The 23,452-nt window shown below is 65.1% G+C and carries 21 protein-coding genes and 1 pseudogene; 10 read left to right on the top strand and 12 right to left on the bottom strand.

What is annotated here, in order from left to right; genetic code table 11:
- Window position 1 precedes the first annotated feature (1 nt).
- From paaE to XH98_RS26465, 5 genes are all read left to right on the top strand, one after another.
- A complete protein-coding gene (gene paaE / locus XH98_RS26485) occupies window positions 2–1,084 on the top strand; it encodes a 1,2-phenylacetyl-CoA epoxidase subunit PaaE (protein ID WP_271620383.1) in 1,083 nt (360 codons plus the stop codon).
- Between the two features lie 55 nt (window positions 1,085–1,139).
- Window positions 1,140–1,589 (top strand): hydroxyphenylacetyl-CoA thioesterase PaaI, encoded by a 450-nt coding sequence (gene paaI, locus XH98_RS26480; protein WP_271620382.1) that lies wholly within the window; start codon window positions 1,140–1,142, stop codon window positions 1,587–1,589.
- Window positions 1,590–1,619: 30 nt separating this feature from the next.
- Entirely contained in the window at window positions 1,620–2,951 is a 1,332-nt protein-coding gene (gene paaK / locus XH98_RS26475; RefSeq protein WP_271620381.1) for a phenylacetate--CoA ligase PaaK, read from the top strand.
- 87 nt (window positions 2,952–3,038) lie between these two features.
- Entirely contained in the window at window positions 3,039–4,043 is a 1,005-nt protein-coding gene (locus XH98_RS26470; RefSeq protein WP_271620380.1) for a quinone oxidoreductase family protein, read from the top strand.
- Between the two features lie 149 nt (window positions 4,044–4,192).
- Window positions 4,193–5,248, top strand: a complete 1,056-nt coding sequence (locus XH98_RS26465) for a YeeE/YedE family protein (protein ID WP_271620379.1) — start codon at window positions 4,193–4,195, stop codon at window positions 5,246–5,248.
- Here XH98_RS26465 and XH98_RS26460 read toward each other — a convergent pair.
- Window positions 5,227–6,144 (bottom strand): DMT family transporter, encoded by a 918-nt coding sequence (locus tag XH98_RS26460; protein WP_271620378.1) that lies wholly within the window; start codon window positions 6,142–6,144, stop codon window positions 5,227–5,229. The two genes, XH98_RS26465 and XH98_RS26460, sit on opposite strands and share 22 nt — an antisense overlap.
- Before the next feature lie 100 nt (window positions 6,145–6,244).
- Between XH98_RS26460 and pdxR the strand changes: the two are divergent.
- Window positions 6,245–7,676 (top strand): annotated as a pseudogene (gene pdxR / locus XH98_RS26455) (MocR-like pyridoxine biosynthesis transcription factor PdxR).
- On the opposite strand, the gene XH98_RS26450 reads toward pdxR, so the two are convergent.
- Genes XH98_RS26450 through XH98_RS26430 form a run of 5 tightly spaced genes read right to left on the bottom strand, consistent with a single transcriptional unit; the run spans window position 7,673 to window position 12,440 of the window.
- A complete protein-coding gene (locus XH98_RS26450) occupies window positions 7,673–8,896 on the bottom strand; it encodes a bifunctional alpha/beta hydrolase/OsmC family protein (RefSeq protein WP_271620377.1) in 1,224 nt (407 codons plus the stop codon). The pseudogene pdxR and the gene XH98_RS26450 overlap by 4 nt on opposite strands.
- 24 nt (window positions 8,897–8,920) lie before the next feature.
- The gene (locus XH98_RS26445) at window positions 8,921–9,580 is read right to left on the bottom strand and encodes a sulfite oxidase-like oxidoreductase (RefSeq protein WP_271620376.1); all 660 of its coding nucleotides are present in this window, start codon (window positions 9,578–9,580) and stop codon (window positions 8,921–8,923) included.
- Window positions 9,581–9,597: 17 nt separating this feature from the next.
- The gene (locus XH98_RS26440) at window positions 9,598–10,920 is read right to left on the bottom strand and encodes an MFS transporter (protein ID WP_271620375.1); all 1,323 of its coding nucleotides are present in this window, start codon (window positions 10,918–10,920) and stop codon (window positions 9,598–9,600) included.
- 33 nt (window positions 10,921–10,953) lie between these two features.
- Window positions 10,954–12,174: a cytochrome P450 gene (locus XH98_RS26435; protein WP_271620374.1), complete on the bottom strand. Its 1,221-nt coding sequence runs from the start codon at window positions 12,172–12,174 to the stop codon at window positions 10,954–10,956.
- Between the two features lie 56 nt (window positions 12,175–12,230).
- Window positions 12,231–12,440 (bottom strand): ferredoxin, encoded by a 210-nt coding sequence (locus tag XH98_RS26430; protein ID WP_018648108.1) that lies wholly within the window; start codon window positions 12,438–12,440, stop codon window positions 12,231–12,233.
- 152 nt (window positions 12,441–12,592) lie between these two features.
- Here XH98_RS26430 and XH98_RS26425 point away from each other — a divergent pair, with 152 nt between their 5' ends.
- Window positions 12,593–13,240, top strand: coding sequence for a TetR/AcrR family transcriptional regulator (locus tag XH98_RS26425; RefSeq protein ID WP_057753181.1), 648 nt, complete (start codon window positions 12,593–12,595; stop codon window positions 13,238–13,240).
- On the opposite strand, the gene XH98_RS26420 is transcribed toward XH98_RS26425, so the two are convergent.
- From XH98_RS26420 to XH98_RS26405, 4 genes are all read right to left on the bottom strand, one after another.
- Window positions 13,237–13,887 (bottom strand): aspartate/glutamate racemase family protein, encoded by a 651-nt coding sequence (locus XH98_RS26420; RefSeq protein ID WP_271620373.1) that lies wholly within the window; start codon window positions 13,885–13,887, stop codon window positions 13,237–13,239. The genes XH98_RS26425 and XH98_RS26420 overlap by 4 nt on opposite strands.
- A 171-nt stretch (window positions 13,888–14,058) precedes the next feature.
- Complete coding sequence (locus tag XH98_RS26415) at window positions 14,059–15,072, bottom strand: amino acid ABC transporter substrate-binding protein (protein ID WP_271620372.1); 1,014 nt, start codon at window positions 15,070–15,072, stop codon at window positions 14,059–14,061.
- Window positions 15,073–15,084: 12 nt separating this feature from the next.
- Window positions 15,085–16,434, bottom strand: a complete 1,350-nt coding sequence (locus tag XH98_RS26410) for an aspartate aminotransferase family protein (RefSeq protein ID WP_271620371.1) — start codon at window positions 16,432–16,434, stop codon at window positions 15,085–15,087.
- A 3-nt stretch (window positions 16,435–16,437) separates the two neighbouring features.
- On the bottom strand, window positions 16,438–17,310 hold the full coding sequence (locus XH98_RS26405; RefSeq protein WP_271601883.1) for a MurR/RpiR family transcriptional regulator: 873 nt from the start codon (window positions 17,308–17,310) through the stop codon (window positions 16,438–16,440).
- Window positions 17,311–17,397: 87 nt separating this feature from the next.
- Between XH98_RS26405 and XH98_RS26400 the strand changes: the two genes are divergently transcribed.
- Both XH98_RS26400 and XH98_RS26395 read left to right on the top strand, forming a co-directional pair.
- The gene (locus XH98_RS26400) at window positions 17,398–18,585 is read left to right on the top strand and encodes an amino acid ABC transporter permease (RefSeq protein ID WP_271620370.1); all 1,188 of its coding nucleotides are present in this window, start codon (window positions 17,398–17,400) and stop codon (window positions 18,583–18,585) included.
- Window positions 18,586–18,587: 2 nt separating this feature from the next.
- Complete coding sequence (locus tag XH98_RS26395) at window positions 18,588–19,691, top strand: amino acid ABC transporter permease (RefSeq protein ID WP_271620369.1); 1,104 nt, start codon at window positions 18,588–18,590, stop codon at window positions 19,689–19,691.
- Between the two features lie 66 nt (window positions 19,692–19,757).
- On the opposite strand, the gene XH98_RS26390 is transcribed toward XH98_RS26395, so the two are convergent.
- On the bottom strand, window positions 19,758–21,173 hold the full coding sequence (locus XH98_RS26390; protein ID WP_271620368.1) for an amidase: 1,416 nt from the start codon (window positions 21,171–21,173) through the stop codon (window positions 19,758–19,760).
- A 118-nt stretch (window positions 21,174–21,291) separates the two neighbouring features.
- The gene (locus XH98_RS26385; protein WP_271620367.1) at window positions 21,292–22,068 is read right to left on the bottom strand and encodes an SDR family oxidoreductase; all 777 of its coding nucleotides are present in this window, start codon (window positions 22,066–22,068) and stop codon (window positions 21,292–21,294) included.
- A gap of 156 nt (window positions 22,069–22,224) precedes the next feature.
- On the opposite strand from XH98_RS26385, the gene XH98_RS26380 reads away from it, so the two are divergent.
- Window positions 22,225–23,298 (top strand): tartrate dehydrogenase, encoded by a 1,074-nt coding sequence (locus XH98_RS26380; protein ID WP_271620366.1) that lies wholly within the window; start codon window positions 22,225–22,227, stop codon window positions 23,296–23,298.
- Window positions 23,299–23,452: the final 154 nt, after the last annotated feature.

Raw genomic sequence — 23,452 nt, 5'->3', positions numbered from 1 at the left:
CATGTCCGCCGCCGCACCGCGCTTTCACCGCCTGGCCGTCAACGACCTCCGCCGCGAGGCGTCGGACGCCGTTTCGATGACCTTCGCCATCCCGCGCGAGCTCGCCGACGACTATGCTTTCAGCCCCGGCCAGTATCTCACGCTGCGCACCACGCTGGACGGCGAGCAGGTGCGCCGCTCCTATTCGATCTGCTCCGGCCCTGACGACGGCGAGATCCGCATTGCCGTGAAGAAGGTGGACGGCGGCGCGTTTTCGAGCTGGGCCGCGGAGGAGCTGAAACGCGGCGATGAGCTCGACGTGATGACGCCGACCGGGCGCTTTGGTGTGATCCCTCCGGCCGAGACCGGGCGCATCCATGTCGGCTTTGCCGCGGGCTCCGGCATCACGCCGATCCTGTCGATCGTCAAGGGCGTGCTGGCGCGTGAGCCGGACAGCCGCTTCTTCCTGTTCTACGGCAACCGCACGACCGACAACATCATGTTCCTGGAAGCGCTCGAGGAGCTGAAGGACCGTTTCATCGATCGCCTCTCGATCTTCCATGTCATCTCCGGTGAGGAGCAGGATATCCCGATTCTGCATGGCCGGCTCGACGGCGGCAAGGTGCGGGTGCTGCTGCGCTCGCTGGTGCCAGCCGACAGTGTCGACCACGTCTTTATCTGCGGTCCCCTGGGCATGAGCGAGGAGATCGAGGCGACATGCCGCGATCTCGGCATTGCGGAGGAGCGCATCCATGTCGAGCGTTTCGTCTCGGAGTTCGGCGGCAAGCCGCGGCCGAGGAAAGTTGTTGTTTCAGATGCGCCGCCGAAGGCGATCGCATCGCTGATCATCGACGGCAAGCGCCGCGACGTGCCGGTCGCCGAGGACGAGGCCATCCTCGATGCCGCGCTGCGCGCCGGCGTGGATCTGCCCTTTGCCTGCAAGGGCGGCATGTGCTCGACCTGCCGCGCCAAGCTGGTTGAGGGCGAGGCGCCCATGGACATCAATTATTCGCTGGAGCCCTGGGAGCTCAAGGCCGGGTTTGTTCTCACCTGCCAGGCCAAGCCATCGTCGGAACTGGTCGTGGTCGACTACGACCACGTTTGACAGTCTTGGCCATCAGGCAGAACATCATGAGCAAGCATTTCACCGGGAGAAGCGCGTGAACGTCAAAGCCGCCCTGTCGCCTGAGGATGTCGCCCGCGCCTGTGCCGATGCGATGTGGGCCGAGGACGACGCCTCCAAGGGCCTCGGCATGGAGATCGTCGAGATCGGCCCCGGCTTCGCGACGCTGGCCATGATTGTGCGTCCGGACATGGTCAACGGCCAGCGCATCGCCCATGGCGGCTTCATCTTCACGCTCGCCGATTCCGCCTTCGCCTTTGCCTGCAACTCGCACAATGAGCGCGTCGTCGCGGCGCAGGGGCAGATCACCTTTCTCAAGCCCGGCAGGCTCGGCGACCGCCTCGTTGCGACGGCGCGCGAGGTGAGCCGCGGCGGCCGCTCCGGCATCTATGATGTGCGCGTCACATCAGGCGAGACCGTCATTGCCGAATTCCGTGGGCATTCGCGTGTCGTTCCGGGCACGTGGCTGCCGAGGCAAGATCAATAAAGAGAAGAACATATATGTGGGGAAACGAGAATGGCTTCGACGAAGCTGAAGGAAGGCGGCCACGTCCATAAGGCCGAGATGGACGCGCATGAGCGCGCCTCACGCGATGAGATCATGGCACTGCAGACGCAGCGGCTGGCCTGGTCGCTGAAGCACGCCTATGACAATGTCGCGCATTATCGCAAGGCCTTCGACAAGGCCGGCGTGCGTCCCTCGGACTTTCGCGAGCTGTCCGATCTCGCGAAATTTCCGTTCACGGTGAAGACGGACCTCCGCGACAATTATCCCTTCAACATGTTTGCGGTGCCGCGCGAAAAGCTGGTGCGCGTGCATGCCTCTTCGGGCACGACGGGCAAACCGATCGTGGTCGGTTATACCCAGCGCGACATCGACACCTGGTCGGACGTCATGGCGCGCTCGATCCGCGCCGCCGGCGGCCGCACCGGCATGATCATCCACAATGCCTATGGCTATGGCCTGTTCACCGGCGGGCTCGGTGTGCATTACGGTGCCGAGAAGCTCGGCTGCACGGTGGTTCCGATCTCCGGTGGCATGACCGAGCGGCAGGTGCAGCTCATCAATGATTTCAGGCCCGACATCATCACGGTGACGCCGAGCTACATGCTGGCGATCCTCGACGAGTTCAAGCGGCAGAAGCTCGATCCGCGCCAATGCTCGCTCAAGATCGGCATCTTCGGCGCCGAGCCCTGGACCAATGCGATGCGCGGCGAGATCGAGGACGCCTTCGATATGGACGCGACCGACATCTACGGCCTCTCCGAGGTGATCGGCCCCGGTGTTGCGCAGGAGTGCATCGAGACCAAGGACGGGTTGCACATCTGGGAAGACCATTTCTACCCCGAAGTGATCGACCCCGAGACCGGCGCGGTGCTGCCTGATGGCGAGAAGGGGGAGCTGGTGTTCACCTCGCTGACCAAGGAAGCGTTCCCCGTGATCCGCTATCGCACCCGCGACCTGACCCGGCTGCTGCCGGGCACCGCGCGGCCGGGCATGCGGCGCATGGAGAAGGTGACGGGCCGCTCCGACGACATGATCATCCTGCGCGGCGTCAATTTGTTCCCGACCCAGATCGAGGAGGTGCTGCTCGCGACCGATTGGTGCGGCGGCCACTTCATCCTGGAGCTGACCCGCGAAGGCCGCATGGACGAGCTGACCATCATCGCCGAGGCCCGGCCCGAGAGCTGGGATGGCCGCGGCCTCGTCGACCATGCCGACCGGATCTCGACCCACATCAAGAACACGATCGGTGTCAGCTCCAGGGTCCAGGTGGTCGCGCCGGCCACGCTTGAGCGCTCGCTCGGCAAGGCCAAGCGGCTCTACGACAAGCGGCCCAAGGATTGAGCAAGGATTGATCAAGGACTGAGTTGACGGATTGACTTGACCGCCCCCAGAGGCGACAAGGCCCGCGAGAAATCGCGGGCCTTTCCCATGTCGCCAGCCGATACCATGACCATCGAAGCACGCTGCGTTCGCCTCAATAGCAAGGCCGAAAACGCTGCTGCGCTTGCCCCCGATGTCGAGCGTCGCACGCTCGCGCGTGGCCCGAACGATCTGCTGATCGAGGTGAAGGCCGCCGCCGTCAATCCATCCGACGTCAAGGCTGCGACCGGACTGATGCCTTACGCCGTGTTCCCGCGCACGCCGGGCCGCGACTACGCCGGCGTGGTGATCGATGGTCCGGCCGGCACGGTCGGCAATGAGGTGTTCGGCTCCTCCGGCGATCTCGGCATCCGCCGCGACGGCACGCATGCGAGCCATCTCGTCGTCGAAGCCGATGCCGTGGTGGAGAAGCCGAACACGGTGTCATGGGAGGAGGCCGCCGGCATCGGCGTGCCCTTCGTCACCGCGATGGAAGGCTTTCGCCGCGCCGGTGTTCCGAAACCGGGCGAGACCGTGCTGGTGTTCGGCGTCAACGGCAAGGTCGGGCAATCAGCGGTGCAGATCGCGACCTGGCAGGGTGCGCGCGTCATCGGCGTGGTGCGCAAGGCGGAGGCCTATGAGGGCCACAGCAATGCGCCGATCGAGGTGATCGACGCTTCCACAACCGATGTCGCCACGCGCGTGCGCGAGCTGACCGGCGGCAAGGGCGCCGACATCGTCTTCAACACGGTCGGCGATCCCTATTTCCAGGCCGCGCACAAGTCGCTCGGCCTGCGCGGTCGCCAGATCCTGATCGCCGCGATCGACCGCATCGTGCAGTTCAACATTCTGGAATTCTATCGCGGCCAGCACACCTATGTCGGCATCGACACGCTCGGCCTGTCGTCGGCTGCGACAGGCGCGGTGCTGCGCGACCTGGAATCGGGCTTTGCGAGTGGGCGTTTGAAGCCGTTCCCGATCAAGGCGAGTGCGATCTATCCGCTGCAGCGTGCGAAGGAGGCCTATGTCGCCGTGGCCGGCTCGTCGCGCGATAGGGTCATCCTGCGGCCATGAAGCTCGTCATTGCGAGCGCGGCGAAGCAATCCGGAGTCTTTCCGCGGAGACAGTCTGGATCGCTTCGCGGAGCCTGTCATCGGGCCGCGCTTTGCGCGGACCCGGTGGCTCGCAATGACGGAAAATGGCGAGAGGTCTGAGAGCTATCGATGGTATCCACCCAACTCGTCATCCTCGCCGGCCTCGTTATCGGCCTTGTCTACGGCTCCGTCGGCCTGCTCAGCGGCTTCTGCCTGATGAGCAGCATGCGCGGATGGCTGGCGGAGGGGGATGGGCGGCTGGTGCGAACTTACGCGCTGGCGATCGCGGTTGCGATTGTTGCGAGCCAGCTCCTCGCCGGCAGCGGCATGGTCGATCTCGGCAAGTCGATCTATCTGCAACCCACCTTTTCGGTGCCGGTGCTGTTCCTTGGCGGCCTGCTGTTCGGCTACGGCATGGTACTGTCGAACGGCTGTGGTTCGCGCGCGCTGGTGCTGCTCGGCCGCGGCAATCTCCGCTCCTTCGTCGTCGTGATCGTGCTCGCCGTCGCCGCGCAGATGACGCTCAAGGGCCTGATTGCGCCGGCGCGCATTGCGCTGGTCCAGGCCTCGCAGATCACCGTCACCATGAATTCGCTGCCATCGGTGCTCGCGACGGTCGGTGTCACTGAATTGGTTGCGCGCGCGCTGGCCGCGGCTGTGATCGTCGTTGCGCTGATCCTGTTTGCCTTCGCTCATCCACCGTTTCGCCGCTCGCCGGGCCAGGTCGCGGCGGGCGTCATCGTGGGCCTTCTCGTTGCCGGCGGCTGGTATGTCACCGGCTATCTCGGTGCGGACGAGTTCAATCCGGTGCCGGTGACTTCGCTCACCTTCGTCGCGCCGATCGCCGATAGTCTGCAATATGCGATGCTCTCGACCGGGCTAACGCCGAACTTCGGAATTGCGACCGTGGGCGGGGTCTTCGCGGGCAGCCTGCTCACCTCGCTCGCCACCGGTCGCTTCAAGCTCGAAGGCTATTCCTCGCCGCGTCACATGCTGCGCTCAGGCACCGGCGCCGCGCTGATGGGGATCGGCGGCGTGATGGCGTTCGGCTGCTCGATCGGGCAGGGGCTCACCGGCATCTCGACGCTTGCGGTCGGCTCGTTCATCGCAGTCGCCGGCATCGTGCTCGGCACGGCGGCGGGCCTGCGCGGAGCCCTGCGCGTTCAGCCGCTCGCAGTCGCCTGACGGCGCAACATCCGATCGCCCAAGGTCGCAAGGCCGATGCCGGTCACGATCAGCGCGGCTGCGATGACGAGGCTGATGTCGATCGGCTCGCCCAGCAGGATCGCCGCGCTGGCGATGCCGACGAGCGGCGTCCCCGTGGTGCCGAGCGCCGTCGTCAGCGCCGAGATGCTCCTGTTGACCATCGACATCGCCCAATAGGCCAGCGCCGTCCCGACCAGGCCGGAATACAGGAGCAGCAGCACCAGCTTCCATGACCATGCCGCGTGCGGCAGGCCATCGGTGATGACGGCCAATGCCGTGAGCACGATGGTCGCAACCAGCAGCTGCCAGATCAGGAGCTGGAGCGGAGAGCCGATCCAGCGATGCGCCCGGAGATAGATGATGTTCGCGGCCCAGGAGATCGCGGCGAGGATCACCATGCCGGCGCCGAGCAGGACGTTGCGATTGCTCCAGTCGATCGAGTTGGGATTCAGGATGACGGCAAGGCCGACCAGGCCGAACAAGGCGCCGGCAAGCTTGGGTGCGGTCAGCGTATCCTTGCCGAGCATGGGGGCTGATATCGCGACCCACAGCGGCGTGGTGTAGCCGAGCACGATCGCCTTGCTCGCGGGCAGGAAGCGCACACCGGCCGCGACCAGGACAGAGAATATCGTCATGTGCAGCAGCGCCACGCTGAGGATGACAGGGATGTCGCGCCGCTCCGGGATCACCAGATTGTCGCTCGCCTTAAGGATCACGAACAAGCCGGCCAGCGCGATCCAGCTCCGGATCGCCGACGTCCACAGCGGCGGAAGGAACTGCACGATCTGCTTGGTCATCGACCAGTTCACGCCCCAGGCCAGCACAACTATCAGGAACAGGCCGACGGCGGCGCGGGGAGACAAGGAAGAGTTCATCGCAAGGTCCTTGAAGCGGTCCGGTGCGGTGGATAGCATCCGGACTGGCACCTGAAAAAGCGCCAGATTGGAAAGGAATAGAGTGCCAGTTTCGGACAGCATGATCTCCGGCCTGATCGTCCTGAACCGCGCCGACGAGCAGGGGCTGGTGGCGCAACTGACGGGCCAGCTTCGCGGCCTGATCGCGGCCGGCCGCATCGCCAAGGGCTGCGCGCTGCCGTCCAGCCGCAGGGTCGCCGGCGATCTCGGTGTCTCACGCAACACCGTCACCTATGCGTTCGAGCAGCTTGCCGCCGAGGGATATCTCGCCGCATCGCGTGGACGTCGTCCTGTGGTGACCGTCGATGGCGGCGAGCGGATCGAAGGCATGGGCGTTGCCGGACCGAAGGCCCGGTCCGCCAGGCCTCGGCTTTCACCCTGGGCTTCAAAGCTCAAGCAGACCGACTGGCCGATGTCCTATCAGGCGCCGCTCAAGCCGCTGCGTCCGGGGCATGGCGATGCAAGAGAGTTTCCGAACGAGGTCTGGGCGCGGTGCCTGCGCCGCAGCGCCGTGCGTGCCGCCAAGCGTGAGCCTGGTCCGGTCAACCGCGCGCGGCTGCGCGAGGCGCTGGCGCATTACCTCGCGGCCAGCAGGGGCGTTCGCGCAGCCGTGGACCAGATCATGATCCTGCCGAGCGCGCAGGCCGCCCTGACCTTGATTGCGGCCGTGCTCATCACGCCGGGCGATGAGGTCTATGTCGAAGATCCCGGCTATCCCGGCGCGGCGGCCGGCTTTCGTGCCTCTGGCGCGCGCGTCACCGGCATCGGGCTGGATCAGCAGGGCATGCAGCAGATGCCTGGGATGGCCGCGCCAAAACTCATCTTCACGACGCCGTCGCATCAGCATCCGACCGGGCGGCTGATGTCGCTGGCCCGCCGCACCGCGTTTCTCGGATCAAGCAGGGCCCGGCAGGACCTGGATCGTCGAGGACGACTACGATGGCGAACTCCACTATGACAGCCGCCCGGTGCCGTCCCTGCAAGGGCTCGATGCCCATGGCCGCGTGTTCTATGTCGGCACCTTCTCGAAGGCGATGACGTCGGATATCCGGCTCGGCTATCTCGTCGTGCCTCCGGCGCTGGTCAGCACATTCGAGATTGCGCAGCGGCATATCGGCCTGATCGCATCCAGCCACATCCAGGAGGCGCTCGCCGAGTTCATCACTGACGGGCATTTCCTGGCACATCTGCGCCGGATGCGCCGGCTGTACCATCTCAGGCGCGATCATCTCGTCGACGGGCTGCAACGCCATCTCGGCGAGGCGCTGACGGTCGAGGTGCCCCAGGGCGGCATCCAGCTGGTCGCCCGCCTGAAACGAGGGCGCGCCGATCAGGCGGTGGTGAAGCGCTTGGTCGACGCCGGCGTTGAAGCGCGCGCACTATCCAGCCTGGCGCTGGGCAAGCCGCGCGATCATGGCCTGCTGCTCGGCTTTGCGGCCTGGCGCGAGAGCGAGATAGCTGCGGCGGTGCGAACGATGGCGGCATGCTTCTAATCCACGGCCTTGGTCACGATACGGATCTCCGAGGTCAGCGTCCGGTGCACCGGGCACTTGTCGGCGATCTCCATCAGCTTCTTGCGCTGCTCGGCATCGAGCGCGCCGTCCATCGCGATCTCGCGCTCGATCTGGTCGAGCATGCCGTCGCGCGTCTCGCATTCCGCACAGTCCTTGGCGTAGATTTTCGCGTGCTTCAGCGTGACGGTGACGCGGTCGAGCGGCAACGATTTGCGGTCAGCATAAAGGCGCATGGTCATGGAGGTGCAGGCGCCTAAGCCCGCCAGCAGGAAATCATAGGGGCCGGGGCCGGCATCCTCGCCGCCGGCCGCTTTCGGCTCGTCCGCCACGAGATGATGCGGCCCGACGGTGATGAGCTGGTCGAACTTGCTCTTGCGGGTTTCCTGGACCACGACCTTGCGTGGTTCATCGAGGAGATCGATCGCTTTTGCGGTCTTTGCCGTGTCGATGTAGCGGCTGGCCCAGGCGGCGATCACGTCGGCCGCATAGAGCGCATCGGCCGGCTTGGTCAGCAGATGATCGGCGTCGTCGAGCGAGACGAAGCTCTTGGGATGCCTGGCTGCAACGAAGATCTTGGTCGCATTGTCGATGCCGACGGTGTCGTCAACGGGCGAGTGCATCACCAGCAGTGCCTTGTGCAGGCCGGTGATGTCCTTCATCAGCTCGTGCTCGACGATGTCGTCGAGGAATTCGCGCTTGATCCGGAACGGGCGTCCGGCAAGCGAAACCTCGACTTCACCCTGCGCGCGGATCGCATCCACATGTTCTCCGAACAGGCCGGTGACATGAGCCGGGTCGGAGGGTGCTGCGATGGTGACGACGGCTCTTGCCTCAGGAATCTTGCCGGCGGCCGCCAGGATCGCGGCGCCGCCCAGGCTATGGCCGATCAGGATCGACGGGGCCTTGCGGGACGTGCGGAGATGATCGGCCGCGCGCACGAGATCGGCGACGTTCGAGGTGAAGGTCGAATTGGCAAAATCGCCTTCGCTGGAGCCGAGGCCGGTGAAGTCGAAACGCAGGACCGCGATGCCCTTGGCGGCGAGCGCGACCGAGATGCGTTTTGCAGCGAGCGCGTCCTTGCCGCAGGTGAAGCAGTGCGCGAACAGTGCGTAGGCTGCGGGCTCGCCGTCCGGCAACTCGAGCGCCGCTGCGAGCTGATGACCGCCTTCACCGGTGAACTGGAAGCGTTCGGTCGGCATGGGCTCCCCCTTGTTTGCTTGAGGCTAGTCCCCTGAATAGCGCTGCTCGGCCCAGGGATCGCCGCGATTATGATAGCCGCGGACTTCCCAAAAGCCCGGCGCATCCTCGGTCACGAATTCGATGGCTTGCAGCCATTTGGCGCTCTTCCAGAAATACAGATGCGGCACGACGAGCCTGACAGGGCCGCCATGCTCCTCCGACAGCGGCTGGCCCGACCAGCTATGGGCCAGCAGCGCATCCTCGGCGGCAAAGTCTTCCAACGCGAGGTTGGTGGTGTAGCCGTCATAGGAATGCAACACGACGAAGCGCGCATCCTCGCGCGGCTGGCAGACCGCGAGCAGCTCGCGCGTGGCCAGGCCTTCCCACTGATTGTCGTAGCGTGACCAGGTCGTCACGCAATGGATGTCGGAGGTGAACTGCTCCTGCTTCTGCGCGGCGAAATCTGCAAAAGTCCAGAATATGGGATTATCGATCGCGCCGTAGACGTCCAGCCGCCAGCGCTCGCGCGACACCGGCGGCACGACACCGAGATCGAGCACCGGCCAGTCCTTTGTCAGATGCTGGCCGGGCGGCAACCGCTGGTCTTCAGGGCGCGTGACCTTGCCGGTAAGGAAGCGGCCTTCGCGCGCCCATTTTTCCTTGGTGCGGGTCAGCTTGCTGTTGGATGGCGTTTCGTCGGCCATGGTTTACTCGAAGTCAGCTACTCGTGGCGATGCATCGCGGATTCGCGCTTGGTGTCGCGCATGGTGGAATAGATGATCAGCGACAGGAAGATGATGCCGGCGAGATAGTAGTAAAACCACTGCTCGTGCCCGATGGTCTTGAAATAGAGTGCGATCGCCGGCGCCGTGCCGCCGAAGATGGAGACGGTGATGGCATAGGGTAGCCCGACGCCGAGCGCGCGGACAGTGGTTGGAAACAGCTCGGCCTTCACCACCGCGTTGATCGAGGTGTAGCCGGCGACGAACAGCCAGGCGCAGCTGATCAGGATGAACGCCATGAAGGGCGATTTGGTCTCCTTCAGCGTCATCAGCAGCGGCACGGTCGCGAGGGTGCCGGCGACGCCGAAGAAGATCAAAAGCGGCTTGCGGCCGATCTTGTCGGAGATCGCGCCGTAGATCGGCTGGAGGATGGTCGCGAACACCAGCGTGCCGAAGATCACGAAGGTGGTCTGGTCCTCGGTCAGCCCGACCGAGAGCTTGACGAAGGTCTGCATGTAGGTGGTGAAGGTGTAGAAGGCGGCGGTGCCGCCGGCGGTGAGGCCGACCACCAGCAGCAGCTCGCGCGGATAGCGCAGCAGATTGGTGATCGAGCCTGAGGGCTTCACCACCCTCTTGGCCTCCTCGAACGCCTCGGTCTCGTGCAGATTGCGCCGCATCACCGCGGCAACGATCGCGAGCGCCGCGCCGATCGCGAACGGAATGCGCCAGCCCCAGGCCTTCAGCTCATCGGGCGTCAGGAAGACCTTTTGCAGGAGCAATAGCACGATGATCGCGGTCAGCTGGCCGCCGATCAGGGTGACGTACTGGAAGCTCGAATAGAAGCCGCGACGCCTGGGATCGGCGACCTCGCTCAAATAAGTGGCGCTGGCGCCGTATTCGCCGCCTAAGCTCAGGCCCTCGATGATCCGGGCGAGCGCCAGGATCACAGGCGCGGCGAAGCCGATCGTCGCATAGGTCGGCGTCAGCGCGATGATCAGCGAGCCGAAGCACATGAAGACAACCGACAGGGTCAGCGAGATGCGCCGGCCGTAATGGTCGGCGAGGTAGCCGAAGAACCAGCCGCCCAGCGGGCGCATCAGGAAGGTCGCCGCGAAGATCACGGCGGCATTCAATTGCTGCACCACGGGATCGTTGCCGGGAAAGAAGGCCGGGGCGAAATACAGCGCGAAGGCCGTATAGGCGTAGAAGTCGTACCACTCGACGAGATTGCCGACGGAGCCGATGAAGATCGCCTTGATTCGCCGCTTGGCGTCGGCGATGTCGAAATGGTCAGAGGCCGGTTCGATTGCTTGCTCTGTCACGTCCGGCCTCCCAGAAGTCTATTGTCTGGGTGCCTACATCGCCTTTCCCAGCAGAAATGGCAACTGGCGAGGTCCCCGCACCGTGCCCTGCGACCAGGTCACGGTGCCGGCGGGATCGAGGGCGAAGTCCGGAATTCGCTTCAGCCATTCCTCGAGCGCAACCTGCATCTCCATTCGCGCCAGATTGGAACCGACGCAGCGGTGGATGCCGAGGCCGAAGGCGGCATGGCGGTTCTCCCGGCGATCGATCACGACCTTGTCGGCGTCCGGAAACATTTTTGGGTCCCGGTTGGCGGCCGGGAAGGACAGCAGCACCATGTTGCCCGCCTTGACCGGACAGCCCGAGACCGTGGTGTCCTTGACCACCTCGCGGGCCATCGTGACAGGCGAATAGGCGCGCAGCAGCTCCTCCACAGCGGTGGGAATCAGACCTGGCTCGGCGATCAGCCGCTCGCGATCTACAGGCGTCCGGGCGAGATGCCACAGTGAGGAGCCGATCGCGCTCCAGGTCGTGTCGATGCCGGCGATCAGGAGCAGCCGCAGCGAACCCAGCACGTGCGACTCTTCCAGCGGCTGGCCTTCCCGATCCCGGGCATTCATCAGATACGAGATCAGGTCGTCGGTCGGCTTCGACCGGCGCTCTTCGATATGCGTCCTGAAATAGTCGCTCATCTCCTGCACGGCCTGGAGCAGCTTGCTCTCGTCCCTGATGCCGAGCTCCAGGATCATGTGAATCCAGTTGATGAAGAGATCGCTGTCGCTTTCGGGAATGCCGAGCATGTGCGCGATGGCCCGCACCGGGATGTATTTGCTGTAGCGCGCGGCGGCGTCGACCTTGCCGTCGGCAATGAACCCGTCGATCAGCTCGTTGCAGATCGCCCGCATCCGCGGTTCCAGCTTCTTCATCGCATCCGGCGTGAAGGGCGGCAGCAGCAATTGCTTGGCCGGCTTGTGCACAGGCGGGTCCGACGTGATCGGCGGGGCCGCGTTCCTCGCGACCTCGGGCCGGACGTCGCGAACGATGATTCGGCGCGAGGAGAAATGCTCGGTGTCGTTGGCGATCGCGCGCACCGCCTCGTAGGTCGTCGGCATGTAGCAACCGAGGAAGCGCTCGGTGTGCACGATCGGACTCGCGGCGCGCAGCTCCTCCCAGATCGGAAACGGATCGTCCGTCCATTGCGGATCGGTGTGGTCGAAATCGTTGACCCAGTCGGTCACGGGCGGATGGGCGACGGGCTGGCTGACATCGGACATCGGAAGAATCCCTTGAGGCTCGTGTTCGCTGAAGGCACGCGCGGGCGGGCGCCGCGCTACTCCTCGATCACATCGATCGCGATTTCCGGGCAGTTGGATTTGGCAAGCCAGGCCTTGTCTTCGAGCCCTGGCGGAACTGTGCCATCTCCGGCCTCGTGGGCGTTGCCGTATTCGTCGAGCTCGAACAATTCAGGCGCCAGCGCCTTGCAGCGTGCATGGCCCTGGCATTTGTCGGGATCGACGTGAACTTTCAGTCGTTCTGCCATTGCGGCTCCCTCGGTCGTGTGCGCGTAGCCCGAGGGCTGCGCGTTCCTCTTGTCTATTGTCGGCGGCATTTGCCGCTCATTCTAAGTTATATGCTATTACATTCGCGGCAGGCTTCCCCTGTCAAGCGCAAACTTATAGGCTTGCCCCTAACATGCGATCGCAACTCGCCCGCAAGCCCGAGAATACCTACCACCATGGCGATCTCCGTGACGCCCTGATCAAGGCCGCGTTGCGCGAGGCGGAGCAGGGCGGGGCGGAAGCGATCAGCATCAAGGCGCTGGCAAAGCAGCTCGGCGTCTCCCAGCCGGCACCCTACCGGCATTTTGCCGATCGCGAGGCGTTGCTGGCCGCGGCGACGGCCGAGGCCTTCCGGCAGTTCAGCGCGATGTTGCGCGAAGCCATGACGAAGCCGTCGAAGCAATCGAAATTGTCACGGCTGGCGCAGGCGACGCTCGATTTCGGTCTGCGCCGTAACGGCGTCTACCGTTTGATGTTTGCGTCCCGCACCGTCTCTTGCGCGGCCAAGGGCAGCGAGCTGCACGAGGCCACGCGGGAGACTTTTGCGCTCGTGATCGAAGCGCTGGAGGCCCCCGCGGTCGGCTATTTGCGCGAGCGGCAGGCGCTGAAGATCTGGGCGGCGCTGCACGGCGTGGTGATGCTGGCCGCGCAGGGCCTGTTCACCGGCGAGGCCGCGCATGCCACGCGCGAGGAGCTGGTCGAGGATTTCGTCAACGAGACGAAGGCCGCGCTCGCCGTTGCGATCAAGGACGCGCAGCGGCGCAAGAAGGCGGGCGCTTAAGGCATTGCCTTCAACAGCCCCTTCAGCTTCTCGACCGCGCTGTCCGGCGTCGTCACGACCGGACGGCCGGTGGCCTCCGCGACCAGCGGAGCTGATGATGCGATGCTGAACTGGGCCAGTGCGATCACGTCGCAGTCGCGCAGGTCTTTTGACGCCTCGACGATCAGCCGGTCATGCATGGCGCGGTCGCCGCGATCGAGTGCGGCCAGCGCGCCCTCGGCGAGTTTCGGCACGATCTGGACGGAGGCCGGAAACTCCGGCGGCATCGAGGCCAACGTTGGCGGGAAGGTGGAGAGCAGGCCGATGCGCTTGCCCATCGTCACCGCTCGCTCGATCATGGCTTCGTTCGGCTTCAGCACCGGCATCGGTGCGTGTGCGCGCGCGACCGCTTCGATGCAGGGGCCGAAGGCCGAGCAGGTGAACAGGATCGCGTTCGCGCCCGTGGCTGCGGCGTAATCGCCGAGCGCGAGGAAGCGCTCCGTCATGGCGTCGCCAAGCTTGCCGTCACGCGCCAGATCCGCCGACAGGCTGTCGTCGAGCAGGTTCATCAGCCGCGCCTCCGCCCACGCCCGTGCGAACGCCGCCTCGATCGGGGCGATGGAGTGCTTGAGGGCATGAATCAGGGCGATGCGAGGAGATGTCGTCATTGAACGTGACTACCTGGGAGGTCTCGTGCCCCCGGACGCAGCGCAATGCGAAGTATTGCGCTGCAGAGCCGGGGCCCATTGTAGCTGCTGGGTCCCCGGCTCTGCGCAGCGGCGTACCGGACGATGCTTCGCATCGCCGGGAACGCCGCAGCGCGTCCGGGACATGCGGCTTTACTTGAACGGCACTGCGTACATCAGGCCGCCCTTGCTCCAGAGGCCGTTGAGGCCACGTTCGAGCTTGAGCGGGCTCGCTTTGCCGACGTTGCGCTCGTAGATCTCACCGTAATTGCCGGTGGCCTTGATCGCCGTGACCAGCCATTTGTTGTCGAGACCAAGCCGCGAGCCGAGATCGCCGGTGGTGCCGAGCAGCCGCTGGATGGCGGGCGTCTGCGACTTCGTCATCTCGTCGACATTGGCCTGGGTGACGCCGAGCTCCTCGGCTTCGATCAGGCCGTAGTGCAGCCAGGTGATGATGTCGCTCCAGACCTCGTCGCCATTGCGGGTGAAGGGGCCGAGCGGCTCCTTGCTGATGGTCTGCGGCAGCACGACGTAGTCGGCCGGGTTCGGCGCCGCGGTCGTCACTGCGCCGGCGAGCGCCGAGGCGTCCTGGGTCATGGCATCGCAGCGACCGCCGAAGAAGGTCTGATACATGGTGTCGACGCGGTCGAACACCAGCGGCTTCCAGTCGATGCCGTTGGCGCGGCCGTAATCGCCGAGCGTGACCTCGTGCGTGGTGCCCTGCGCGACGCAGACGGTGGCGCCCTTGAGATCCTTGATCTCCTTCACGCCGAGGTCCTTCTTCACGACAAAGCCCTGGCCGTCGTAGAAATTGATCGGACCCTGGCGCAGGCCAAGCGTCACGCCGCGCAGGTACGTCTGCGTCGAATTGCGGTAGAGCACGTCGATCTCGCCGGACTGCAGCGCCGTGAAGCGGTTCTGTGCGGTCAGCGCGACATAGCGCACCTTGTTGGGATCGCCGAGCACACCGGCGGCGAGCGCGCGGCAATAGTCGACGTCGAGGCCCTTGTAATTGCCCTGCGAGTCCGGTGCCGAGAAGCCGGCAAAGCCGGCGCTGACGCCGCACACCAGCGTGCCACGGCTCTTGACCGTATCGAGCATCGCCGCCTGGGCGACCACCGTCGATGCCGCGAGCACGCCCGCTGCGATAACCACTTTCCTCATCATGCTACTCTCCCCTCAATGATTGACACTACGCAACACGTTGTCGACGCTCATGCCGAGCTTGTCGACGATCTGGTCGATCTCATCTGCAGACGCGATATAAGGTGGCGCCAGCAGCACATGGTCGCCGCGGACGCCGTCCACGGTGCCGCCGCCGGGATAGCAGCCGAGCCCGTTGGCGAACGCTTCCGCCTTGATCTTGTGGTTCAGCTTGAGCGCCGGATCGAAAGATGTGCGCTTGGCGCGATCGGCGACGAGCTCGATCGCCCAGAACAGGCCGCGTCCCCTGATGTCGCCGACATGGCGGTGATTGCCGAAGCGCTCGGTGAGCCGCTGCTCGAGCTGCTTGCCGCGCTGCTTCACTTGCTCGAGCAGATTGTCCTCGCGGATCACGTCCTGCACGGCGAGCGCCGCTGCGCAGGCGAGGGGATGTGCGAGATAAGTGTGGCCATGCTGGAACGCGCCAGATCCGGCGCGGATGGTGTCGATGATCGCCCTGCTCGCCAGCATCGCACCGATCGGCTGATAGCCGCCGCCAAGACCCTTTGCGATCGCCTGGATATCAGGGGCGACGCCTTCCTGCTGCCAGGCGTGCGTGGTGCCGGTGCGGCCCATGCCGCACATGACCTCGTCGAGAATGAGCAGCGCGCCGTGCCGGTCGCAAATCTCGCGCACGGCCCTGAAGTAGCCGTCCGGCGCCGTCACCGCGCCGGCGGTGGCGCCGACGACGGGCTCGGCGAGGAACGCGGCGACCGTGTTGGGGCCAAGCCGCTGAAACTCCGCTTCGAGCTCAGCGGCGAGGCGCGCCACGAATTGCGCGTCGGATTCGCCGTCGTGCTGCTCATGATACGCAAACGCCGGTGTTACATGGCTGAAGGCGGCCGAGAGCAGCGGTGCGTAGGGCGCGCGGCGCCAGGCATTGCCGCCGGCGGCGAGCGCGCCGAGCGTATTGCCGTGATAGCTCTGGCGTCGTGCGATGAAATGCTGCCGCTGCGGTTCGCCGCGCTCGATGAAATATTGCCGCGCGAGCTTGATGCTGGCCTCGATCGCCTCCGATCCGCCGCTGACGAAATAGGCGTAGGCGAGGCCGCCGGGCTCATCGCCGACGAGCCTTTCGGCGAGCGCCTCGGCCGGCTCGGAGGAGAAGAACGCAGTGTGCGCATAAGCGAGCGTCGAGGCCTGCTTCGCCATCGCGGCGATCACACGCGGATGCTGATGCCCAAGGCAGGACACCGCCGCGCCGCCGGAAGCGTCGATCACCCGCCGTCCGTCCTCGCCAAACAGATAGACGCCTTCGCCGCCGATCGCCTTCGGCGGCGTCTCTCGCAGCGAGCGGTGCAGCACGCGGGTGGTGGGGGGACTCATGGGTCAACCTTTCTTCGAGACATAGGTGGAGGCTGCGGCGAGCCGCGCCTCGGTATCCTGAAGGCGCTTCTTGGCGGCCGTGCCGCCGAGCGAGAACGTTACCGCGGCCAGCGACTGCGCGATCGCGAGCGCGCCGGTGAGGCTCGGGAAGAATCCGGGTGAGGAGGCTGCTTCGAACAGCAGCACGTGATCGGCGCCTTCGGCCATCGGCGCGGCCAGGCTGTCGGCGATCGCGATCAGCGTTGCGCTGGCGTGATAGGCGGCCTGTGCGACGCGGACGCTGGCATTGGTGTAGGGCATGAAGCCGATCACGATCACGGCCTCGCCGGGACGGAACGCGCCGAGATCGAGATCGTCGGGGCCGGAGGCGCCGACGATCTGCACCTGCTCGGGCCGGAACAGCCTGAGTTCGTAGTTGAGCAATTCGGCGACGCTGCGGCAGCTGCGATAACCGGTGATCCAGATTCGGTTTGCATCGTGCAGCGCGCGGGCCGCGTCCGCGATCGCGTGAGCGGAGATGCGCGGCAGGCCGGCGGCTTCGGCCTCGAGCTTGTCGGTGATGAGCGTGACGTCGGCATGCGGGCCGTGGCGGCGCCCTTTTGCGCGAGCCGAGAACGGCGAGGTCTCGGACGGCCGCCGTGCCTCGGTCAGCGCCGCGCGCAATTCATCCCAGCCGGAATAGCCGATCGCCTTGGCAAGGCGCGTGAACGCGGCAGGATCGGCGCCGGCCTCCGCCGCGAGATCACGCATCGAGCGGGTGGTGGCGTCGTAATCGTTGGCCGCGACAAAACGTCCGACCTCCTGCAAGCGCAGGGGGAGCGATGGCAACGCAATGCGCAGTTCGCTCAACGGCGAGGATTTCGCTGATACGACCATGAAACATTTGTTGCATGGAAACGATTTTGATGCAACAGTTGATGCGCGCCGCCGGAAATCGCTGTTTTCGAGAAGGATTTTTGTGCTGTGACCTCAGATGATCCCAGGCCGCCGCCGCGCCGCAGTTTCCTTGGCGCGCTCGGGCCAAACGAATTGAGGGGCCTGTTCTGGCAGGTGCTGGTGGTCGGCATTGCCGTTGCCGTCATCGTCTTCCTCTGGTCCAACACCGTCACCAACCTCTCGGCGCGCCGCATCACCACCGGCTTTGCCTTTCTCGGCCGCGAGGCCAGCATGCCGATCGCCGACAGCCTGCTCGCGTATAATCCGAGAGACAGCTACCTCTGGGCCTTCGTCGTCGGCGTCGCCAACACGCTGCGCGTCGCGGTGATCGGCATCGTGCTCGCGACCATCCTGGGCACGCTGATCGGCATCTCGCGGCTGTCGGCGAATTGGCTGCTGTCGCGACTTGCCGCCGTCTATGTCGAGGTCCTGCGCGACATTCCGCTGCTGCTTCAGCTCCTGTTCTGGTACGTGCTGATGCAGGGTTTGCCGGCCGCACGCGCGGCGTGGCGGCCGATCGACGGCGTGTTCCTCTCCAATCGCGGCCTGATCCTGCCGGCGATCCCGATTCTGTCGCCGCAGCTCTCGGTGCTCGGCACCGCCGTGCTGGGCTTCATTGCGTTCCTTGTCCTCAGGCGATGGCTGGTCGCGCAGCAGATGCGCGACGGCAAGCCGCGCCCGGCCTGGCCCTTTGCGCTCGGCCTCATTGCCGTGCTGCCGGCCGCAATGTCGCTGCTGCTCGGCGTGTCCTGGACGATCGAATGGCCGCAATTGCGCGGCTTCAACTTCGTCGGTGGGCTGACGCTCGCGCCGGAATATTTTGCGCTGCTGATCGCGCTCGTCACCTACACCTCGGCCTTCATCGCCGAGATCGTGCGCAGCGGCATCCAATCGGTGCCGCGCGGGCAGTGGGATGCCGCCAGCGCACTCGGCCTGCGCCGCAGCTTCATGCTGCGGCAGATCATTCTGCCGCAGGCGCTGCGCGTGATCGTGCCGCCGATGACGAGCCAGTATCTCAATTTGACCAAGAACTCCTCGCTCGCGGTCGCGATCGGCTATCAGGACGTGGTCTCGGTGGCCAACACCACGCTGAACCAGACCGGCCAGGCGATCGAGGTGATCTCGCTGATCATGGCCGTGTTCCTCACTATCAGTCTTGGCATCAGCTTCTTCATGAACTGGTACAATGCGCGCATCGCGCTGGCGGAGCGCTGAGCATGACCGCGATCACCGACATGCCGGATCTGCCACGAGCCGCCCGCCGCCCGCAAATCGGCAACCCGGTGCTGCGTTGGCTGCGCACCAATCTGTTCTCGTCGATCGCCAACGGCATTCTCTCGATCATCCTGCTGGCGGTGCTGGCCAAAGGCGTGATCAGCTTCGTGCAATGGGGCATCGCGAACGCGGTCTGGCTCACGCCGGCCAACGATTCCAGCGCCTGCAAGGCCGTGCGCGGCTTAGGTGCCTGCTGGGCGATCATTCCTGAAAAGTACCGCTTCATCCTGTTCGGGACCTATCCGTTCGACGAGCAGTGGCGGCCGGCGCTGTCGGTCGCGCTGTTCATCGCGCTGTACTTTCTCTCCACCCGCCGCGCCCTGTGGCGGCGCGAGCTGGTCTATCTCTGGATCGGCGCGCTCATGCTGATCAGCGTGCTGATGTGGGGCGGCCTGTTCGGACTGTCGTTCGTCTCTCAGGATCGCTGGGGCGGCTTGCCGGTGACGCTGATCCTGGCGACGTTCGGATTGGCGTTCGGTTTCCCGCTCGGCATTCTGGTCGCGCTCGGCCGGCGCTCAAAGCTGCCGGCGATCCGTTCGCTCTCGGTGCTGTATGTCGAGCTGATCCGCGGCGTGCCGCTGGTCAGCCTGCTGTTCATGGCGAGCGTGATGTTTCCGCTGTTCATGCCCGCGGGGTTCAACATCGACAAGCTGCTGCGCGCGCAGATCGCGATCATCCTGTTCGCAGGGGCCTATCTTGCCGAAGTGATCCGCGGCGGTCTCCAGGCCGTGCCACGCGGGCAATATGAAGCGGCCGACGCGCTCGGGCTGTCCTACTGGCGCAAACATCGCCTGGTCGTGCTGCCTCAGGCGATCCGCCATGTCATCCCGCCGCTGGTCAACACCTTCATCGCGTTCTTCAAGGACACCAGCCTGGTGCTGATCATCGGCATCTTCGATCTGCTGACGACCGCCAAGACCGCGATCATCGATCCGGCCTGGCAGCAGTTTTCGGTCGAGGTCTACATTTTCGTTGCCGCGATCTATTTCGTCTTTTGCTTCGCGATGTCGCGCTACAGCCGCAGCCTGGAGGCCAGGGGAAGGTGAGGCTTCTCGTGTCCCGGACAAGGTGCAGCGCGCGAGTGCTGCGCTGCGTCGGGGGCACGAGAGCGGCTACTTCACCCTGGGATCGATCGGCGTCTGCCCGCGCACGCCCAAAATGTCCTCCAGCACCTTCGCGCCGGCGATCACCTTCGCATCCGCGCGCGGTGCGCCGACGACCTGGACACCCACCGGTAAGCCCGAGGCGGTGAAGCCGCAGGGCAGCGACAGCGACGGGCAGCAGGCGAGCGTGATGGCGTAGACGATGCCGAGCCACTGGATGTAATTCTCGAACCGCTTGCCGGCGCATTCGGCGACATAGCGGTGCTCGATCGGGAAGGGCGGCACGATCGTGGTCGGCGTCAGCAGCAGATCGTAGGTCTTGAAGAACTCGATCGCGCGCGCGGTCATGCCGACACGCTGGGCTTCGGCGCGGGCGAGCTGATCGACCGTGAGCTTGAGGCCCTCCTCGATGTTCCAGATCACCTCGGGCTTGAGCAGGTCGCGCTTGGTGCGCAGCAGATTGGCCTTGGTGATGGCGAAATCGAAGGCGCGCAGCACGTGGAAGCATTCATGCGCCTCGCGCCAGTCCGGATGCGCCTCCTCGACGATGGCGCCGGCCTCCGCGAAGCGTTCGGCGGCCTTGCGCGTGATCGCCTTCACTTCGGAATCGACGGGTGTGATGCCGAGATCGGGCGAATAGGCGATGCGTTTCGGCTTTTTGGGCGATTGCGCCGCCGACAGGAACGAGGTTGTGGGTGCCGGCAGCGAGAGCGGATCCTCCGCATAGTCGCCGCTCATGGCATCTAACAGCAGCGCGAGATCCTCGACATTGCGCGCCATCGGGCCGACCACGCCGAGATTGCGGTTGATGGCCGACTTGGGCGTATGCGCGACGCGGCCGATGCTCGGCCGCATGCCGACAACGCCGCAGAAAGCCGCCGGGCTGCGCAAGGAGCCGCCCATGTCGGAACCTTCTGCGAGCCACGCCATGCCGGTGGCGAGCGCCACGGCCGCGCCGCCTGACGAGCCTGCCGCCGATTTCGTCGTGTCCCAGGGATTGAGCGTCGCGCCGAACACGTCGTTGAAGGTGTTGGCGCCGGCGCCGAACTCCGGCGTGTTGGATTTTGCGTAGACCACCGCGCCATTGGCTTCGAGGTTCTCGACCATGAGGTCGGACTTGGCTGGGATGTTGTCCTTGAAGATCGGCGAGCCCTGCGTGTTCAGCACGCCTGCGACATCGGTCAGGTCCTTGATCGGCACCGGCAGCCCCGCCAGCAGCCCGCGCGCACCGGCCGGCTTCTGCATCAGGGCCTTCGCGTGCGTCCGCGCGCGATCGAAGCACAGTATCGGCAACGCGTTCACCTTGCCGTCGACATCCTTGACGCGCTTCTCCAGCACCTCCAGCAGCTCGAGCGGAGAGACGTCGCCGGAGCGCAAGATGTCGACGACGGTGCACGCGGTTTCGCGGATCAGGTCTTGAGACAAGTATTTAGCTCCTGTGCTTATTTGAGTTCATCATTGCGAGCGCGGCGAAGCAATCCAGAAATGGATCCGCGGGGACAGTCTGGATTGCTTCGCTGCGCTCGCAATGACGAGGACAGAGTTAGCTCCAGCCGGCGCTGATGCCGCCGTCCACCGTGTAGATCACGCCGGACGTATAGCCGGCGCGATCCGATGCCAGGAACGCCATGAGGTCGCCGATCTCGCGCGCATGCGCGGGGCGGCCGAGCGGCAGGCCTTTCTGGAATTCCTTGTAGCGGCTCTCATCGCCGAACTGGTGTTTTGCGCGGGTCTTGAGCAAGCTGACGTGGCGATCGGTGCCGACGGGACCGGGATTGATGCCGACCACTCGGATATTGTCGGCAAGGCTCTTGCTTCCGAGCGCCCGGGTGAAGGCCATCAGCGCGGCATTGCCGGCGCTGCCGCAGATGTAATTGGCGTCGAACTTTTCGCCGGCTGCGCCGATGTCGTTGACGATGACGCCGCCGCCCTTGGCCTTCATCTGCGCGTAGATATGCCGCGTCAGGTTGATGTAGCCGAACACCTTCAAATCCCAGGCGTGGCGCCAGGTCGCTTCATCGATCTTGTCGATGGAGCCGCCGGGGATATCGCCGGCATTGTTGACGAGCACGTCGATATCGGCGGCGTCCTTGGCGAGCCGTGCCACGTCCTCTTCCTTGCGCAGATCCACGACACTCGTCGCGGCATCGATCTGATGCGCGGAGCGCAGGCGGTCGGCCAGCGCCTTGAGCTGATCGCCGCTGCGGGCGGCGAGCAGGAGGTTTGCGCCTTCCTCGGCAAACGCCTCGGCGGCGGCGGCGCCAATGCCCTTGGACGCGCCTGTGATCAGGACGCGCTTGCCACGCAGATGCAGATCCATGGGAGCTACTCGCAGAATGGGTACCGGATGAAATCAGTAGGCGTTCGGTTGCGCCACGGTCAACATTGCAGTGCAGCGTTGCACTGCTGCCGACTTTGGTCCATTGCAGTGCGGTCAAAACGACGGCGGCTGCCGGACCAACCAAGGACGTTCTCGATGAGCAAGAAACAATACCGCATCGCGGTCATTCCCGGCGACGGCATCGGCAAGGAAGTGATGCCGGAGGGCCTGCGCGTTCTGGAGGCGGCGGCGAAAAAGCACGGCGTGTCCTTGCATTTCGATCATTTCGACTTCTCGTCCTACGACTATTACGAGAAGCACGGCCAGATGATGCCTGAGGACTGGAAGGAGAAGATCGGCAAGCACGACGCGATCTATTTCGGCGCGGTCGGCTGGCCGGCGAAGATTCCGGATCACGTCTCGCTGTGGGGCTCGCTGATCAAGTTCCGCCGCGAGTTCGACCAATATGTGAATTTGCGCCCGGTGCGGCTGATGCCCGGCGTGCCGTCGCCGCTGGCGGGCCGCAAGCCCGGCGACATCGATTTCTGGGTGGTGCGCGAGAACACCGAAGGCGAATATTCCTCGGTCGGGGGCCGCATGTTCCCCGACACCGACCGGGAGTTCGTGACGCAGCAGACGGTGATGACCCGCACCGGCGTCGACCGCATCCTGAAATTCGCCTTCGAGCTCGCCCAGTCGCGGCCGAAGAAGCACCTGACCTCGGCGACCAAGTCGAACGGCATTTCCATCACCATGCCCTATTGGGACGAGCGCGTGGAGGCGATGGCCAAGAAGTATCCGTCCGTGAAGTGGGACAAGTACCACATCGACATTCTCACCGCGAACTTCGTGCTGCACCCTGACTGGTTCGACGTCGTCGTCGGCTCCAACCTGTTCGGCGACATCCTCTCCGATCTCGGCCCGGCCTGCACCGGCACCATCGGCATCGCGCCGTCGGGCAACATCAACCCTGAAGGCAATTTCCCCTCGGTGTTCGAGCCGGTGCACGGCTCGGCGCCTGACATCGCGGGGCAGGGCATCGCCAACCCGATCGGCATGATCTGGTCCGGTGCGATGATGTTCGAGCATCTCGGCGAGAAGGAAGCCGGCAAATCGATCGTCGAGGCGATCGAGCGCACGCTGGCAGAACGTACGCTGCGCACCAAGGATCTCGGCGGCAATGCCGATACCACGGCTTGCGGCAAGGCGGTTGCGGATATGGTGGACTGAGGCGGGTGACCCTGCGTAGGGTGGGTTGGCCCTGCGCGCCGCGCGAAGCGTGGTCCGCTGGGCGCAACCCACCTCTTCTGTTCCCGCGGATACGAACAGGGTGGGTTACGTCGCGCAGATGCGCTTCGCGCTTCTGCACGACTAACCCACCCTA

Source organism: Bradyrhizobium sp. CCBAU 51745 (genome assembly GCF_028128715.1).
Classification (GTDB): domain Bacteria; phylum Pseudomonadota; class Alphaproteobacteria; order Rhizobiales; family Xanthobacteraceae; genus Bradyrhizobium; species Bradyrhizobium manausense.
The sequence above is the reverse complement of the archived record's forward strand: the minus strand, read 5'-3'. Positions and strand labels throughout refer to the sequence as shown.

Excerpts from the sequence above, each read along its gene's own strand:
- XH98_RS26395 (WP_271620369.1), top strand. The coding sequence starts at position 18,588 with ATGACCGCGATCACCGACATGCCGGATCTGCCACGAGCCGCCCGCCGC.
- XH98_RS26465 (WP_271620379.1), top strand. The coding sequence starts at position 4,193 with ATGGTATCCACCCAACTCGTCATCCTCGCCGGCCTCGTTATCGGCCTT.
- XH98_RS26450 (WP_271620377.1), bottom strand. The coding sequence starts at position 8,896 with ATGCCGACCGAACGCTTCCAGTTCACCGGTGAAGGCGGTCATCAGCTC.
- XH98_RS26425 (WP_057753181.1), top strand. The coding sequence starts at position 12,593 with ATGCGATCGCAACTCGCCCGCAAGCCCGAGAATACCTACCACCATGGC.
- XH98_RS26435 (WP_271620374.1), bottom strand. The coding sequence starts at position 12,174 with ATGTCCGATGTCAGCCAGCCCGTCGCCCATCCGCCCGTGACCGACTGG.
- paaE (WP_271620383.1), top strand. The coding sequence starts at position 2 with ATGTCCGCCGCCGCACCGCGCTTTCACCGCCTGGCCGTCAACGACCTC.
- XH98_RS26415 (WP_271620372.1), bottom strand. The coding sequence starts at position 15,072 with ATGATGAGGAAAGTGGTTATCGCAGCGGGCGTGCTCGCGGCATCGACG.
- XH98_RS26410 (WP_271620371.1), bottom strand. The coding sequence starts at position 16,434 with ATGAGTCCCCCCACCACCCGCGTGCTGCACCGCTCGCTGCGAGAGACG.
- XH98_RS26470 (WP_271620380.1), top strand. The coding sequence starts at position 3,039 with ATGTCGCCAGCCGATACCATGACCATCGAAGCACGCTGCGTTCGCCTC.
- XH98_RS26420 (WP_271620373.1), bottom strand. The coding sequence starts at position 13,887 with ATGACGACATCTCCTCGCATCGCCCTGATTCATGCCCTCAAGCACTCC.
- XH98_RS26445 (WP_271620376.1), bottom strand. The coding sequence starts at position 9,580 with ATGGCCGACGAAACGCCATCCAACAGCAAGCTGACCCGCACCAAGGAA.
- XH98_RS26460 (WP_271620378.1), bottom strand. The coding sequence starts at position 6,144 with ATGAACTCTTCCTTGTCTCCCCGCGCCGCCGTCGGCCTGTTCCTGATA.
- XH98_RS26380 (WP_271620366.1), top strand. The coding sequence starts at position 22,225 with ATGAGCAAGAAACAATACCGCATCGCGGTCATTCCCGGCGACGGCATC.
- paaK (WP_271620381.1), top strand. The coding sequence starts at position 1,620 with ATGGCTTCGACGAAGCTGAAGGAAGGCGGCCACGTCCATAAGGCCGAG.
- XH98_RS26385 (WP_271620367.1), bottom strand. The coding sequence starts at position 22,068 with ATGGATCTGCATCTGCGTGGCAAGCGCGTCCTGATCACAGGCGCGTCC.
- XH98_RS26430 (WP_018648108.1), bottom strand. The coding sequence starts at position 12,440 with ATGGCAGAACGACTGAAAGTTCACGTCGATCCCGACAAATGCCAGGGC.
- XH98_RS26405 (WP_271601883.1), bottom strand. The coding sequence starts at position 17,310 with ATGGTCGTATCAGCGAAATCCTCGCCGTTGAGCGAACTGCGCATTGCG.